The 18,438-nt window shown below is 36.3% G+C and carries 6 protein-coding genes; all 6 read right to left on the bottom strand.

What is annotated here, in order from left to right; genetic code table 11:
• Nucleotides 1-32: 32 nt before the first annotated feature.
• Complete coding sequence (locus ACIQLB_RS08265; RefSeq protein WP_400723620.1) at nt 33-10,187, bottom strand: SDR family NAD(P)-dependent oxidoreductase; 10,155 nt, start codon at nt 10,185-10,187, stop codon at nt 33-35.
• 414 nt (nt 10,188-10,601) lie between these two features.
• Entirely contained in the window at nt 10,602-11,366 is a 765-nt protein-coding gene (locus tag ACIQLB_RS08260; protein WP_400723617.1) for an enoyl-CoA hydratase/isomerase, read from the bottom strand.
• Nucleotides 11,363-12,625, bottom strand: a complete 1,263-nt coding sequence (locus tag ACIQLB_RS08255; protein ID WP_400723614.1) for a hydroxymethylglutaryl-CoA synthase family protein — start codon at nt 12,623-12,625, stop codon at nt 11,363-11,365. The genes ACIQLB_RS08260 and ACIQLB_RS08255 overlap by 4 nt, the downstream gene beginning before the upstream one ends.
• Nucleotides 12,626-12,649: 24 nt before the next feature.
• Nucleotides 12,650-13,876, bottom strand: a complete 1,227-nt coding sequence (locus tag ACIQLB_RS08250; protein ID WP_400723611.1) for a beta-ketoacyl synthase N-terminal-like domain-containing protein — start codon at nt 13,874-13,876, stop codon at nt 12,650-12,652.
• The gene (locus ACIQLB_RS08245) at nt 13,854-14,102 is read right to left on the bottom strand and encodes an acyl carrier protein (protein WP_400723608.1); all 249 of its coding nucleotides are present in this window, start codon (nt 14,100-14,102) and stop codon (nt 13,854-13,856) included. Before ACIQLB_RS08245 ends, ACIQLB_RS08250 begins: the two co-directional genes overlap by 23 nt.
• 1 nt (nt 14,103) lies before the next feature.
• Nucleotides 14,104-18,366, bottom strand: a complete 4,263-nt coding sequence (locus tag ACIQLB_RS08240) for a beta-ketoacyl synthase N-terminal-like domain-containing protein (protein WP_400723606.1) — start codon at nt 18,364-18,366, stop codon at nt 14,104-14,106.
• Nucleotides 18,367-18,438 lie beyond the last annotated feature (72 nt).

Genomic DNA, 18,438 nt, shown 5'->3' with positions numbered 1-18,438 from the left:
ACCTTCTCCCCCCTTCTGTTTGAATCCTTATTTTAATTGATTATATGGAGAGCATCTTGTATCCTACCTTTGTACTCCTTTAAAAGATATTTCCCTAAACTATTAAGAGTACAATATTCAACGATTGTCATTGGTGTTAGCTCAAGATTATATTCCTCATTAAGTTTAGTGACAAATTCGGTCACATTGTATTTATCAAGACCATAGTCATAAAGACTAATATTATTATCCAAATCTTCACTCGGAACTTGGAACAATTGAGATACTGTTTGTTTCAACAATAGTTTTACTTTACTTTCCAATTCATCAGTATTATTGCCGTTTGATAAACAAATAGGAGAACTACTACTTTGCTCCTTCACAATATTAGGGAAATGTCTTTCAATATACTTTACACTTAATGGAATATCTTCAGGGTACACTACAACTGATTCCTCGTAATTGATTCCCTTCATAGGCTGGGTAAGATTAGTTAATGCCATTTGATCAACTGTCCCTGCTAGAAGGCTTTCTAAAGCATCCATAGCCTCTGGAGGTTCGATTGAGCCAATTCCCAATTGGGCCATTCGTTCCTGATAGACTTCCGACGAAACAATTCCCAAACTGCCCCAGTATCCCCAATTCATTACTTTTACTATACACGGCCACTCAATAGCTAGTTGGTGAGCAAAAGCATCCTTAAATGTACAACCTGCTGCATAGTTGCTTTGTCCTGGGAATTTGCTAAATGAATTGATAGAAGAGAAGAATAAAACAAAATCTAAAGGTTCTCCTCGGAAGATTTGAGCTAATCGCACACTCACGTTGACTTTTGCTGTAAGAGCTTCTTGGAAATGTTCTTCTTCCATTTTCATTAAGCTTTGATCCCTTAAAACAATGGCAGAATGTATTACCCCATGGATATGTGAATAATGTTCCTTTATTTTCTCGTAAGCTCGCTGGAGAGATTCCCGATTTGTAGCATCAGCTGTAATATAAAGAGGCGTAGAGCCTAATGTTTCAAGCCTATCAATTTTTGCTTGAATGTCTGTATTTATCGGGCGTCGACCAATCCAAATAATCTGTGCCTGATACGTACGAATCATATACTCACTCCATGCCTCTCCAATGCCTCCAGCTCCCCCAATTACGACATAAACCCCTCCTTTTCTATATAGCGTCTTATTTGACGAAGGACACTGTAATGGTACCAATTGTTGTTTATGCCATTGTGCATTTCGATAAACACTTGCATTCCCCTCAAGGTCCGGTGGTAAAGCGAAAATTTCATTTACTGGCCATTCACGATCATCTTCTAAATCGATAAGTCGAACTCTCCAATGCGGATATTCTTTAGCCATAGTTCCAATCAGCCCATGGATACTCGCATGTATAGGGTTTATAGTCTCACCTGGAAAGATAGGTTGAGATTTAGTTGTAATAACAGTCCATTCTAAATTTTTATCACCGTATCCTAAACAAAGCAAAGCTTTGATTATCCTAAAAATTTGTAAAGAGCCTTTTTGTTGTCCATTGATTAATGAATCATCTCTCAAATTAGTTAGATTTCGATGAGGAGCAACCCATAGAATATGATTAATTGTGTCTTGTGCTTTTAATTTTTCTGTTATTACATCGATAGAATCTGTAGAGTGAATATCTAATCGGTTGACCTTTGGGTAAAGGTCTTGAACAGCATGTGTATTTTCTATTGTTCCACCAATCATAACTACTGATTGCAAAGGATTGTAGTCGATTGTATCCTTTTCAGCTGAAAATACATCCCAAACAGGTGTAAGTTTAATTGGACCAACTAGTGGTTCATTTACTGTATTAGAGATAGAAGTATTTTTCTCACCTTTTATACGGCCTACATCTGTTACAACTCTGGAAGATAATCCTTTTATTCTAACCTGAATATTTCCTTTTTCATCACATAACTCTATATCGAATTTAAGTACTTCTCCATTCTTACTGTCACTATTGCTACGGATAAAAGCCCACATCTCAGAAGTGCATCTCCCTAATATTTCTACCTCTTCAAGAGCATAGGGCATAGAGGTTTGAAGATCACCAGTCTCCAGTAATAAACATATTGTTGCGTGGAATGCCGAATCCAACAAAGCTGGATGTAAGATAAACTGATCTAAGGTGTCCGATATCGAGGAAGACAAGGATAGTTTCGCTAGCGCTTTTCCTGGTTTCACATAAAGTTTCTTAATCCCACGATGTGTTAACCCATAATCAATTCCTATTTTTTTAAATAATTCGTACAATTCACTAGGAGCGATGCTACTCTCAATAAATTCTCCATATATAGCCTCAAGGTCTAAAGATTGTACTCCTTCAATTGAACTTAGCATGGCTGTTCCTTGGCTATGAACGACTAAATCTTTATTTTCACATTCACAATCACTATAAATTTCATAAAAAATTTCCTGATTCTCATCAGGCAAAAGTCGAATATGGACATCGGTCGGTTGATCAGTTACATCAATAGCTCGTGTCCAAACCACATTTTTTATTTGAACACTAGTTTTACTATTTTCACTCCCTGTAGCTAACTCTATGGCTTCTCGTGCCATCTCTAAATAAGCTACACCAGGTAAAATCTTCCTTCCCTTAACCACATGGTCTCTCAAAAAGAATTCTTGCCCCGTAAATAAAGAACTAAATCGTTGTTCAGAGAAATCTGAAGTGTTTTGGTGTAGTAATGGGTGAAGGGAAGATGCAATTCTTACTGGATCTGTTTTTACTTCAGTATTAGAGATCCAATATCTTTCCTTCTCAAATGGATAAGTAGGAAGGCTTATGAGACAAGGTGTCTCTTTACCATATAACTTGTTCCAATCTATTTCTGTACCTTTGAGCCACTCATGCACAATCCTTTCAAAATCATCCTTTTCAATCCACACTTCTATTTGCTTTTGTCTATGTTCAGTTTTTCCAAAATCAGATAAATAATTATTTGTATCTTGGACTTTTCCTTGGAATAACCCTGCAATGTCATCTTGCCCTTTCAAAAACTTTTCTAGATTTTCTTCAAGCTCTTTAATTGATTCCACAATGAGAGCAAAACGCTCTTCCATCGCCTCTCGACCTACTTGAAGTGTGTAAGCCATATCAGGCAAATTAGTATCACAAAGCTGTTGTTTTCGAATGGCAGCTAACAGTTGTTCCACTTTCTTCAGAAGTCGTTCTTTATTTTTTGCAGACAATACGATTATTGTTGGATTCTGTGGAGAATTAAACACCTGTTGTTCATATTTATATTCTTCAACTAATAAGTGCACATTTGTTCCACCTGCTCCAAAACTACTAATACCGGCACGTCTTAGGACCTCTTGTCCGTTAATTATAGGTCGTTTCCATTCTGCAAGTCCTTGCTGAACATTAAATGGAGTAGTTTCAAAAATTATATTAGGATTCAGTATTTTAGAATGTAAAGATGGTACTAGCTGATTATATTTAAGTTGAAGTAATACTTTAGTTAATGACGCAATACCTGATGCTGATTCAAGGTGTCCGATGTTAGATTTAACAGACCCAATGGAACAAAACTGCTTATCTTGAGTGTAAGTTTCAAATGCTTTACAAAGACCCGCAATTTCTATTGGATCTCCTAAGGCTGTACCAGTTCCATGTGCCTCGATATAGCTGATTGTTCTTGGGTCAATTTTTGATTTTTCAATAGCCTCTTTGATCAGTTCAGATTGAGCTTTAGGATTAGGAACAGTATACCCGTTGGTCTTTCCGCCATGATTCGAAGAAAACTCTTTAATCACACCATATATATGATCTCCATCCTCTATCGCTTTATTGAGTGGTTTCAATAATACCGCGCCAACACCTTCACCTGGAACATATCCATCTCCTCCTTCTCCAAAGCTTCGACACCTTCCATCAGTTGAAAGAAAACCTGAATCACAAAGAAGTAAATATTTATATGGATGGAGTGTTAGGTTTACCCCTCCTGCTATGGCTAATTCGCAATTTCCCATTCTAATATTTTCACATGCTTGTCGTATCGCTTCTAACGATGATGAACATGCTGTGTCAATTGCTAAGCTAGGACCATTAAAGTTCATGAAGTATGAGACCCGATTTGCTATTGAAGAAAAAGAAGCACCTGCCATAACTGTATTTCCTTTTGCTAGTTCCTCAGCACCGTGGAAACTATATGTGCCGTACATAACTCCGACGAAGACGCCAACTTTCGATTTGTTCAGCATCTCTCTTGTATAACCTGCATCTTCTACTGTTTCCCATGTAGTCTCCAAGAATATTCGTTCCTGTGGATCCATTCCTTCCGCTTCCCTTGGCGATATAGAAAAGAATAAGGGATCAAACTTGTCCGCATCAGCTACAAATCCACCCCACTTAGAGTAGATACGCCCTTCAGCATCTTTTGACGAATTATAATACCGTCTATAGTCCCATCTTTCTGTAGGAATTTCCGATATACAGTCTTTTCCTTGTTTTAAATTCTCCCACATCTCTTCTAAATTATTAGCCATTGGATATCGCCCACTCAAACCGATTATAGCAATATCTCCACTGTTCTCTTGATTTGTTTTTTCTTCATTTATTATTAAATGACTTTGGATTTTACTAGAATGAGATAGAGTAGAATTACGTACTTCGTCGAACTTTTCATTTGTAATATAAGTAGACTTGTTCTCTTCTTCGCTTTCAAACATACTGAATATTTTCTCTAATTGTTTAGAATGATTGTTTACGAAGTACCTTGCTAGTTCATGTAATGACTCATATTCAAATAACAAAGTTTTAGAAAGAGAAGGAAAATCTTTTTCTAAACGACTATTTATTTCCATAATGACAATTGAGTTTATACCATATTGCTCAAATGCTATTTGAGTATTTATTCGCTCTTCTGGTAGTTTTATAATACTAGCAAATAATTTTTGTAAATACTTTTCGGTTTTCAAAAGCATTGTTTCTTCATATTGTAACTTTGAAACTGGAGTATCAATTGGAAGGTTTCCTTTTCTACCGTTTTGAGAGTCCAATTGTTTATCCATTTGATTAATGCCTAAGACTCTATTAATCTTCTCAGCATCACCATACGCAAGAACAACTTGTGACAACCCTGTTGTTAGAGCTATTTCAAATGCTTTCAAACCTAATTTTGTATCTATGGCTCCCATACCTGAATAATCAAAGTAAAAGGCTGATTCTTCATTCTCAGGAAGTTGCATCCCCCCCTCTTTCCACAGGGGCCAATTAATGGAGATAGTTTTACCTTTCCTTCTACCCTCTTGATAAAGCTGTTCACGGAATACCGCGTATCGATCCATAAAGCCATTACCTGTAGCATAACTACCAGATCCAAAATCACCTACAACTGAAGATAGCGATGAGAAGAAAATAAAAAAGTCTAGATTCTCATGCTGAGTAGCCAAATCTAGATTAATGGTCCCATATACTTTTGCTCCCAATGCATAATCGAATAGTTCTTTGTCGGCTTCCAAAATAGAGGTTTGGTCAACACCTCCAGCACTATGGAAAACACCATCCAAGTCACCAAATTTATTATGGATTGTTTGCATCGTTTCTTTTACCTCATCGAATTTTGAAACATCAGCTTTACAATAAAGCGCTTCCCCGCCTAGTTCTTTCAGTTTTTCAATCTTTTTAATTATTTCAGGAGTAAGTTCTGAGCGACCAGTCAATATAATCTTAGCCTTATAATTTTCAGCCAAGTAACTTGCGAAAATCATGCCTAGACCGCCGCATCCCCCAGTAATTAAATATACACCTTTAGTCTTTAAAGAAACTGAATTACATACGGAGTCGGTAACTTCAACTGGTTTAATAACACGAACAAACCTTTCATCATTTCTATAACGAATTTCGGAACCAGATGCATTTTCTTTTGACAATAACTCCTTTAGTAAAGATGCGTATAATAAAGGGTGTTTTTTGTCAACTTGAACTGTTTTCAAATTAAATCGATGATTAATCATAGTAAGTGATTTTGCAAAGTCAGCGACTACCTCGCACTGCGGTAATCTATATCCTTCTGGAAACACAAATAGACATGTAGTAGATAGTTCCGGTGTCAATTTAGTTATAGATTGGAATAGATAAATCAAAGAATACAATCCTTTATCAAAAGTGTTACCCAGACGAACGTTAGCATCCCGAAGGTAATTATCATCCCATATATCAAAATTTTCAGTTTTATAATTCCAAAGATGCAAAAGATGGCTTGGAACCCTTCCGGAATTCTTCAAATCACTAAACAATAATTCATAGTCCCGAGCGTTACAAGGATTTATTCTATATTTTGCTGAATTTATCTTTTGGTAGGACTCTCCAGGAATTACTAAAATAACTGTCTCTTTGCTAGATATTTTAGTAATTAGACTGCTTTGAACCTCCTCCTTCACACTGTCTTCAGTGTCAAAAATAATTAGAGATTTCACACCTTCTACTTTTGATAAAGTATTTCTAGCTAATAGAGGTGCTTTTTCCCAAACCGGCTGAAAGAAGAGCATTGCTTTATCCACATCATTAGCATGAAGGTATGCAGGAGATTGAGAAAACTTCCTAACAACTAGATTAGAGATCCTAACTAGCAGCTCCCCATCTTCATTAAGTATTGTTATATTGAACTTACTATTTTGATTTTCATCCTTAGAAATGGTCGCATGTGCATAGCAATCGTTTGCTATTGGTTTAAGTATTTCCATGCTATCCATTGCAAAAGGTACACCAAGTTCTGGTTTCATGCCTATCTCTTCTACAGCTAAACTCATAATGGTTCTTAATGCTCCATCAACCAGCGCAGGATGCAAAATAAATTCAGAAGAACTCTCACGATATTCTTCAGGAAGACTCAGTCTAGCAAGAACTTCACCTGCTCCAACAAATACCTCCTCTGTAACTTGGAAGGAAGGTCCATAATTAAACCCCATATCCTGAAATGCTTTATAGATTTCTATCTTATCTCGCTTAGTTGGACAACGTTTCTTGATTTCATCAATGCTTGGATCCAATTGATTTGGTATCGGAGTAGTTTCAAATGAAAATTGACCATATGAATGAATAATTTTTTCTGTCCCTTTTATACTATATACCTTATAATTCATATGCTGACTATTTGGATGTAATCCTATAAATAATTCTAATGGATCATCGTTTACTATAACTGGGCTTATCCAGATAACATCTGAGAGAATACGAACGGAACGATTTGATAAAAGCTCTCCCGCCGCACGAACCATTTCTAGATAAGCAGCTCCTGGCAATACTTTAGAACCACCTAATTGATGATCTACAAGGAAAAATTCATTGCCATTTAGCTCTTTATTAAATCGTGTTTCCTCTATTGTCGAGATATTTGCGTCAAGAAGGGGATGCAGAGATTTCCAGTTCCCATTTCGTATCCCAACTATACAAGGAGACACAGTATGTTTTATATTATCTATCCAGTATTTTTCGCGAGCAAATGGATAAGAAGGTAAGTGAATACGACAAATTTCCATATTATAATACAAATTTTCCCATTCTATTTTCAAACCGCTAACCCAACATTCTGCAAGTTCTTGGAGTTTTTTCTCCTGAATATAGGTATCTACTAAATTTTCTCTATGATCTTCAAAGCTATTCACCTTTTTATTCCTTATTACTTGACCAGTTAGCACCTCAGTCGATAAATTATTTTCTTTAAACCCTTTCAGCTTTTTCATTAAGGTATCTCTGGAATCTGCTACAAATGCTAAACGATGCTCCATAGCATCCCTTCCCACCTGTAATGTATAAGCCAGATTTATTAAATCTACGTCTGTATGTGATTCAATAAAACTACTCATAGTTTCCGCGTAAACATGCAATTGCTCCTTAGTCTTTGCAGACAATACAAATAAAATAGGGTTATTGTCATCAACGAGTTTAGTCGTTTTAGGAATACTATTTTCAGAAATATATTCTTCAATCACTAGATGAGCATTTGTTCCGCTAAATCCGAAAGAACTAACACTAGCACGTAGCGGTCTACTAATGTGCTCTGTCTCCCACGGTCGTAACTCACTATTTATATAGAATGGACTATTTTCTAAAAAAATATGCTCATTTAGCTTATCGAAATGAATCATAGGGGGAATCATTTTATGCTTCATTGCAAGCAATACTTTAATTGCTCCTGCAACTCCAGCAGCTGCCAAGAGATGACCGATACTACTCTTTACCGATCCCAACGCACAATATTCTTTCTTTTGAGTAAAAGATCTAAATGATTCAGTAAGAGCTTCTACTTCTATAGGATCTCCTAATTTTGTTCCAGTTCCATGCGCTTCTACTAGTGAAATGGTTTCAGGGTTTATGTTAAATTTTTCAAACACCTCTTTTTCTAAGCAAACTTGGGAATTAACACTCGGAGCAGTAATTCCATTTGTTTTACCGTCTTGGTTAACCCCCCATCCACGAATTACTCCATATATGTTGTCCTTATCACGAATTGCATCTGAGAGCCGTTTCAGTAAAAGAACGCCTACACCTTCACCCGGTACAAACCCATTAGCACGGTCATCGAATGTAAAACAGCGACCATCGCTAGATAACATTCCTGCCTTACTGGCCATAATATGTAGCGATGGATTCGTAATAACACATACCCCACCTGCTAAAGCAAGATCACTAGTTCCTAATATAAGGCTGTTACAAGCTTCTGCTATGGCTACCAACGAAGAAGAGCAAGCGGTATCTAAAGCTAAAGAAGGACCTTTTAAATTTAGAAAGTAGGAGATTCGTGCAGCTAAAATTGATAGTGACCCTCCCATAAGCCCTTGGGCATTTAAGCCTTTTTCACCTAAAGATTGAACATAGTCCCCATTACTACAACCTACAAAAACACCACAACGACTCCCAGATAAAGAAGAAGGGCTCAAACCAGCGTCTTCAATTGAACTCCAACAGTTTTCTAAAAATAGACGTTGTTGTGGATCCATTAATTCTGCTTCCGCAGGTGAAATGTTAAAGAATAAAGGATCAAACTTATCAATATCCTCCAAAACGCCCATCCACTTACTATAGGTTTTTCCCGGGGCCTTTGGATTAGCATTATAAAATTCTTCCGACCATCGCATTGCAGGTATTTCTGAAATGCAATCCTTTCCTTGAACCTGATTATCCCAGAATTCATCTAAGGTTTTAGATTTTGGAAATTGTCCTGACATACCAATAATCGCAATAGAATCTTGAGAAGAATGACTATTTGGAATAAAGGTAGATTTGTTTATTTCATCCTTATCTAGGGGCAACAATTTTTCCTTAATGAATTTATTACTTCCTGATGAGTGATCGAATAATGTCTCAATCCGTTCTCTTACTTCTTCTTGATTTACAAAAGTTGTTTCGTGCATCTTCATTTCTTTTTCTGCAATATCCAATAACTTTATCTTGGTAGACTCAGACATATGTTGTTTTAAAGCAATTAATGAATTTCTAGGTGTCTTGGACAACATTCTTGCCAATTCTATAGCATAAGGTAATACCTCTTTTCTCGATAGGATGGGAAAAGAAACTCCTCTTTCTACTAATTCCGCACCACGATACTCTTTCCCAGTAAATAGAATTTCTTGCGCTAAGCTAATTCCTAATTTTTCAGGAAAAATTAATGTAGCACCAGCACCAGGAGTAAAACCATATTGCATAAAATTAGCCGTATAGACACTTTCTTTACTCATTACAATAAAATCACAAAACATCCCCATACACCAACCAGCACCAATTGCATGACCTTGAATTGCAGCTATCACTGGAATCTTGCAGTTCAAAGCAAGGTTATAAATGTTCGTATCTGTACATTTTATTTTCCCTTCATAGATAGCTAATAAGCCCTCCTTGGTTCCGCCTGTTGCAAAATAATTGTCATATCCAGTTAAAATAACTACTTTATAATTTGGATTTGATTGGATCGATTCGAAAGCTTGAGTCAGTTCTTCAATTAATCTCTCTGTAAGAGTATTTTTATGAATATGATCTTGCATAGTTAATTGAACAATACCGGGTTCAAGCTCATGAACTTCAACTACCTTTTGAGGTGATGACCCTGGCTTGACCACATCAGTAACAGACGTCAACTCCGATGTAATATTTACCGTACTAATTTCCAACAATTGTTTTGCCTTTTTAGGTGTTATCTGCCCTGTTTTTAGCGCATAGAGAATCTCTTTTGAGTTCATTACAAACCTCCCTCAATAAATGTTGATATATCAAATGGTTTACCCATTTTTAAGATGATGAATTTTTCGTAATACATACAGCATTCCATAGTTATTCAATATTTTTTAGTGAGTACTCTTCGATAAAGCGTAAAAATAAACCTTCCAATCTGATGTGATATACATTGATCTAAAAACGCTTGTGACAACGTTGCATACATCTATTCGTTCGATTTTTTATTACACCCAATTAGTTCCTCGTTTGACTATTAGAGGATAATAGTTTCTCAGGTTATTTCGCTTTAAGATGGAGTCCTCTTGTGTAATAAGAGTCAATTTGTCTTCAACACTCATGTACCATACAAGAGGACATTTTATTCGCTTCTTTAAACTAGATAAGTCGTACCGGAAGTTGCTCCATACATTAAGAAACTATTAATCTTCCCAGGGAAGTTTTCCTGATTGAACAAATCTAGAAATACTCTCTAAATTTCTGGCATCGGAAAATAATTTTTGATTAGCTGCAATGGATAGCGGTTTGAATCGATAGAGCGGTTCATATAGTTCAGCCATATAGCCTTTATATGCTCTAATGGCATCTTTTGATATGTGTCTGAACCGTAGCAAATGTTGACGAAGTAGGATCTCGCTTTGAACTCCATGGACATCGACTAATCCCCATTCCTGTGCCGTTGGAGCGGATATGGGTTTAGTCATGAGTGTCATGTAATTAGCTTTTTGGTATCCAATTCGACGAATCAAAAACGGTAAAACGATAGCTGGAAAAAGTCCAAATAGTAATTCCGACAAACTAAAATTGGCCGACTGGTTGGCAATCACCACATCACTAGCTGCTACAAAACCAACCCCTCCCGCATTTGTCTTTCCATGGACGTGAGACACCGTTATATTTGGACCGGTCGCCAATCTAAACCATAGATTATACAGGGCACTAGAATCTTTTTCAGGTCCTTGTTCAGATTTTCTTTTATCATATATTTCTTGAAAATCAGCACCAAAACAAAAGAATTCTTCTAAGCCTTCCAATACTATAACAGTGATTGTTTCCTCGCATAAATCTAATACATGATGACATTCTTCGATCATTTTCTCATTTATAGTATTATTTGATCCTGGACGGTAGAATTGAAGAAAACAAATCGGTTCTTGAAAACGAACTCGGATGGTTTCATAACTCATGATAACCACCTATATTGACGGTGAAATTCACAGATCTCCTCTAAAACTAATCGTTTTGATTCTTTATATAAATTCTGTGATCCCGGAATGAACTGGGTATCCATTTTTACATTTCGAGTCCCAAATTTCACTGCACTATTCTCCGTTAGTAAAGTGTCATACTCATCCATCGATAATTGATAGCGTCTATCTAAATGCTGTTTTATTTCCATTTTTTTTAGATATTGTTGCCCTTGCGCAGTGACAACTCCACTAAAAAACTCCGAGCAGCACCCTGAACCATAAGAAAAACACCCAACTCGTTTGGGTGAATCAAAAACGCCATTATCTATAATACCCGCTAAGGACAGTAGTACCGTACCTCCCATAATATTTCCAACGCGTTGACAATACTTTGCACCTGGCATTACACGTTGATTAAAATCCTTTTCAATCTCTGCGGGCTTAGTTTGAGTCATTTCACGCATCATAGTACGATGCGCACCTTTAACCATGCCTACAAAGGGAGTATGAAAAGCTAGATACTGAAATGTATTTTGATAATCTACACCCTCAACTCTTTTCTGATATTCAAGGAAAGTTTGCTCACAGCAATCCAAATAAGATAATAACGATAAATCCGCATTTCCCGCTTCGCTGTCTGGAATAGGGCGACAATTATCCATAACTTCATACCCATAGTATCCATTTGCTCCTACATCCACTTTAAAGATATACGGTTTTTCACTAACCAATAGGGCTACTGCTCCTGCACCACCGCTTGGTTCGGCATATGACCAATCCATATTTAAAGCATCACCTGCTTCAGCTAACACGAAGCGAGAGATATCAGTCGCAACTACCAATACTTTGGCACCAGGAGAAACTTGAGATAAAATAAAATTGATAGCCATCTGGAATCCAGCAGTCCCTGAGTAACAAGCTTGTTTTAATTCAAATAATCGACAATTTCGATTTAACCCCAAATAGTGGTGAACATAAGTACTTAATGACTTACCAAAGTCAATACCTGACTCAGTGCAAGTAATCAACATTTCAATACGATCTTTTTCAGCTTCAGAAAGAGCATCTATTATAGGTTTAGCTGCATTAACCGCAAAAGTGACTGGATCTTCATATGGTAATGCTACAGCTTTTTCTTTCATTAATAAATTCTCAAATCTTGAAGTGTCCAATTGCCGATGCTTTGCTAATTGCATTACATCCACATACGCTGTTCCGCCAAAAATATTCATTGCTTCAATTCCAACAGAAACCATATCTATTCTCCTTTTATCTAGGTATTATATCGACTGTAAACAAATGGCTGTATTAATCCCCCCAAATCCAATTGATAAACTCAAGGCATTTTTAATGATATGGGGTTTAGATTGACTCCCTACCCAGTTATATGAAGGGTCAAGGGGATCATCTAAATTTCTATTAGGATGAAGTCTTGCCTCTTTCATTTGTAAAATAGTGGCAATTGCTTCTACAGCTCCTGCGGCACTTAATCCATGCCCAGCAATTGATTTAGTTGCATTTATATAAGCATGTGAAAGCCCAGAGTCTCGAATCGCTTTGAGCTCAATTTCGTCTCCAATCCCCGAGCCAGTACCATGTGGATTAATATAATCGATATCCTTTGAATATATCATTGCTTTCTCTAATACCTTGTTTATCACTTGCATCTCACCCTCATACGATGGATTAGGGTTCCGATTACCATCCATACCGACAGCCCAACCTGAGATAACACTGTAAGGTTTTACTTTACGTTTCATAGCGGTATCTATTCGTTCTAGTACTACCACACCGCAAGATTCCCCAAAAATAAAACCATCCCTATTTTTATCAAAGGGGCGACAAGCCAGCTCTGGAGCATCTGCATATCGATCAGAACCCATTGCTCCCAATGATCGTAAAGCTTGACATTCCAAGTAAGATAGATCCATTAAGGCACCCATAGCGATACAAACATCGATTTGATTAGTTTGTAGTGCCTGTATCGCCTGTAGAATGGCCACTTGACCACTTGCAGATGCTCCTCCGACTGTATATGCAAAACCTTGAATTCCAAATTGTTCTGTACAAAATCCACATAAATCACTATCCATAAAAGATAAGCCATAAGTTGGACGTACAAAATGGGCCCGGTCTTTATAATTCTCAAAAGTCTGTAGTAACTCCCGTTGCTGAATATTTGATCCACCAATAACTAGTCCTATACGAGTAGGTTCAACCTCATCTAATTTAGCATCTTGCCAAGCTTCATGTAGAGTAACTATAGCCACCTTCCCGGTCAAAGATGTTGATCGCAACAACCGTTTAGAGAATTGTTCCGGATAAGACATTGCGGAAATTTCCGCACCTAAAAATGCCGAATCTTTTTGGCGTCCTGGACGTTGCATATGACTAAACTTATGATCTCCCTGCATTAATGATTGGGCAAAAGCTTTTTTGCCTTGTCCAATGGCTGAAGTGATACCAACACCAGTAATAACAATTTCAGACTGATTGTAACTTTTCATAGATTAAATCTACCAATTCCCCAATATTGTTCGCACCAGCCAACGCTACCTTTGGAATTCGCATTGATAAAGCTTCAATAGTCATCATGACAATTTCAGCACGATCAATGGAATTAGCCCCTAAGTCCACTAGTCTATCACTCGGCTTAAAATTATAACCCTCCAATTCAGGAATTACCTCACGACTATTACGGATGATTATATTAAAAATAGCTTCTTTGTTCATTTCAATTCTCCTTTACATTAATATGCTTTAGTAATTGCTCAGCCTGTTCAATGTCCAACTCTCCTAATTCTACTTGTTGAAGTACCTTATCAAGGGTAAGAGAAGAATAGTCCAACATAGTTTCATTTAGAAATTTTAGTTTTTGATTAAGTTCTGTATCTAAAAACTTAGCAAATTCTCGAATAGTCGGGTAATCGTAAACTTTCGTCGTTGAAACAGAGGTATTATATTTTTTATTAATCTCTCGTATCCAACTAACACCAGTTATTGAATCCAAACCCATATTAATAAATTTATCATCTAAATCAACATCGCTTCGCTGCATATATAGTACTTCTGCTAAACTTATGACTAACTCTTCTTCTATAAATTTTATATTATTATGATAATTCAGATTTTTAAATCTATCATTAGAATGATTCGTGAGTGAATTATTTAATTTTGGATCATTATTTAAAGATTTATCTTCCGTGGAACTTTGATATAAAGTTAAATCCGTTGAATCATTAGATCGTTGGTTCCCATTTCCATTCACCTCTCCCTCCAAAAATTTGGCAAATTCATAAATAGTAGGATAATCATAAACTTTTGTTGTCGGAAGGGAAGTTTGGTACTTCTTATTAATCTCTTTTATCCAGTTCACTCCGGTTATTGAATCTAATCCAACATCAATAAATTTATCGCCCAAATTAATATCACCCCTCTGCATATAAAGAATCTCTGCCAGGCTTTTTGCCAATTCTTCCTCTAAGATTGAGATCTTCGAGGAAGTAGGATTTATCTGCTTAAATTCTTGTTTATTTTCTAATGGCGTTAATACACCGTTTGCTGAGGATAATGTGACTTGTTGTTCAGTCCGTTTTACAAAATCGGAAGTACTATTACAACTATTTATTAAGGGTTCTAAAGTAATCATGTTTGATTTGTTAGATACAGTTATAAGCTCTGATTCTTGAGTAGATTGATAAACCAATGGATTTTGAATAACTGATGGTTTTATCTGACTTAATGGTTCAATGCTTATTGTTATATTTGTATTATTTTTTTCTTTTTTTTCAGATACCCAATAACGTTCTTTCGCAAAAGGATAGGTAGGAAGATTAATATGACGAACCTTCATATTTCCATAAAGTTTTTTCCAGTCAACCACCATACCTTTGACCCATAGTTCTAGAAGTCTACTATATTTTCTTTTGGCAATCCAAGAATCAATTGCTCCTTGTAAATCTTCGTCATCAGTAAATATTTTTACTTCCGTATTTCCTTTGACCTGCCCTCGATAAACGTATTCAATGTTTCTCTGTCCCTCAATAAATATCCTAAGTTTTTCTTCCAACTCTTTAATAGACCCTACTATTAGAGCAAGTCGATGCTCCATTGGTTCTCGTTCTATTTGAAGTGTGTAAGCTATATCAAAAAGATCCGTATCAGAAAGTTTTTGTTTATGAATTGTCTCTAACAATTGCCGTGCCTTTTCTTTAAGACCTTCCTCTTTCTTTGCTGACAATACAATAATTGCTGGGTTGCCTAATGTTACATTAAGTTTGGATCGCTTCTCCTGTTCGGGAATAAATTCCTCAATTACAGCATGGGCATATGCACCAGCAAACCCAAAAGAACTTACACCAGCTCTTCTTGGTACCCCAACTGGACTCTCCCACTCTTTAAGCTCTTGATTTATATATAATGCTGACTTATCTAGTTGAACATAAGTGTTCAACTTTTTAAATTTTGGCATAGCGGGAATTTTTTTTTGTTTCATCTGCAAAATAACTTTTAAAATTCCTGCTATTCCAGCAGCACCCTCAGCATGACCAATATGTGCTTTGGCGGAACCTATTGCACAGAAGTTTTCTTTATCGGTAAATCGTTTAAATGCTTTTTTTAGACTATTAATTTCGATCGGGTCACCTAGCCTAGTGCCTGTCCCATGTGCCTCTATATAACTTATAGTTTCAGGGTTTATTCCAGCGTTTTCCCATGCTTTTAAAATAACATTTTCTTCGCCGGCAACACTAGGTGCTGTTAGTGAAGGTGTATATCCACCATGCAAAGCAGCGGATCCTTTGATAACCGCATAGATGTGATCTCCATCCTTTTTTGCCTGTTTTAAAGGCTTTAATAACATACTTGCAATACATTCTCCTGGAACATAGCCGTCTGCAGCCTCATCAAAGGTATGACACCTTCCTGTAGGTGAAAGAGCACCAATACTGCAAAAATAACGATAATGCCAGGATGAAAGAAGTAGATTGGCTCCTCCAACAAAAGCCATATCACATTCCCTATCTCTTAAAGATCGACAAGCATAATGAAGAGCAAACAATGAAGAGGAGCATGCAGTGTCCATCGTGAGACTAGGGCCCTTAAAATCAAATGCAAAAGAAATACGATTAGAAAGCACAGTTGTCGCATTCCCTGTTCCCATATGGGGATCCACAGAAAGATTCATTTCTGCAATTTTATCTGCATAGTCATGAAAACAAGCACCAATAAATACTCCTGTATTCGTTCCCCGTAATCGATTAATATACCCTGCATCTTCTCCTGTAGCATAAATACTTTGCATTAATAGTCTAAGCTGTGGATCCATCCATTCAGCCTCTCGAGGTGAGATATTAAAAAAACTGGCATCAAATTTATCGACATCATCAATAAAACTTCCCCACTTACAGTAGGTTTTATCTTTCACCTCCGGGTCTGAATCATACCAAGGGCGATAATCCCAATGATCTAAAGGGATTTCCTTAATAACGTCTTTTTTATCACGCAGATTTACCCAATACTGATGTAAATCAGAAGCTTCTGCAAACACCCCGTGCATTCCAATAATAGCAATATCGTCATTAGGAACTTTTTCATTTACAGATTTTGAGGTTTGCATATTGATCTCCTTAAAATCTGAGGATTCTTTTGTTAAATCGGAAGAAACGATCTTCGTTACGTCTTGAATATTCCTTTTAACACTCTGTGAAGAAACACCTAAATATTTAGTGAATGGCTCTTTATGCTCTTGGTAAAAGAACTCTACAAGCTCTTCAATGTTGGGGTATTCAAAAAATAAAGTAGGATATAATTCAATTTTGAGTTCATTCTCAATATCTTTCGCTAACGTAACTAATTCTGAAGATTCCAACCCCATATCCATTAGATTAACTTTCACGTCGGAGAGACTGAGATCACCTGACACAATTTCTTTCAATTTATTCATTAAATACATTTGAATTTCTTCAGAAATATAAAGTTTTTTCTCCTCATCCTCCGGGTCATGAATTGCAGAAGATCCCTGATCTCTTTCATATAAATTTTCAGACTCCAATGTTTGATTTTTTATGTAGTCTGTGTTTGTAGAACGAAGTCGCTTTATTGAGCATCCTAGAAATTGTGCAACAAGCTGGGAATTATCATCAATGACATCCGTATCAAAAATCAACATTTCTTCTGAACTTCTTACTAACTTAACATGTAACCAACAAGTCTCTAAACTGTCTATTTTGTGAAGATTAATATCCTTAATACCAAATGGTAAAAAACCATCCATAACTGCATTTTCTCCCAATATAGGAGCTGCAGCAATGAAGGCACTATGGATAATAAGAGGGTGTAGAATATAATTGTGATCTTCCTCTAAAGATGTTTGATTTAAAGCTACTTTTGTAAGTACTTGATCATTCGTCGAATAAAGACTAGTAATCGTCTTAAAGGTATCTCCCAGCTGTACAGTTGGATTAGATTCATAAATATAATCGTAATTTTGAATTTCCTGCAATGAATTTTTTATTTTTTCTACATCTTTTTCCTTGTTCATAAAACTAGCCTTTTGTAAGCTTCCTATAGCTGTTAAATCCCATTCATTGTCTGGTGTATGACGATACATGACTTGAAAGTCAATGGTAGATCCTTTTTTAATAGGGCTTACTAGCACTTCAACTTGTTGTTCTCTCTTTACTTCAATTGGCTTAATAAAATTAAGCTTATGAAGGTTAACGCTAGTCTCCTCAGGAAAGAAATTAAAAAAAGTATTTATCGCTAAACTTCCATGAGTCATTCCAATCAAAACCTGTTCATTATCAATAGTATGATCTTTCAAAATTGATTCATTAAATGCGTAGACCTTTGGCAGAATATTATCTCTCGGATTAGAAGGAGGGATGCTATTCAGATTGTTATTTAAGGTAAGTAATTCTAATTGCCTTGCTGCTTCCTCCTGATTTATAGACCTTTCTTTTATCTGTCGGTATAAAACCTTTAGCTCATCACTCATATTCTCTCTCTCCTCGTTTTTAAATTATCACAGCTACACTTTAATCATAAATTCACCTTTTGATATTCTTTA

Source organism: Lysinibacillus sp. NPDC092081, assembly GCF_044755845.1.
Classification (GTDB): domain Bacteria; phylum Bacillota; class Bacilli; order Bacillales_A; family Planococcaceae; genus Lysinibacillus.
The sequence above is the reverse complement of the archived record's forward strand: the minus strand, read 5'-3'. Positions and strand labels throughout refer to the sequence as shown.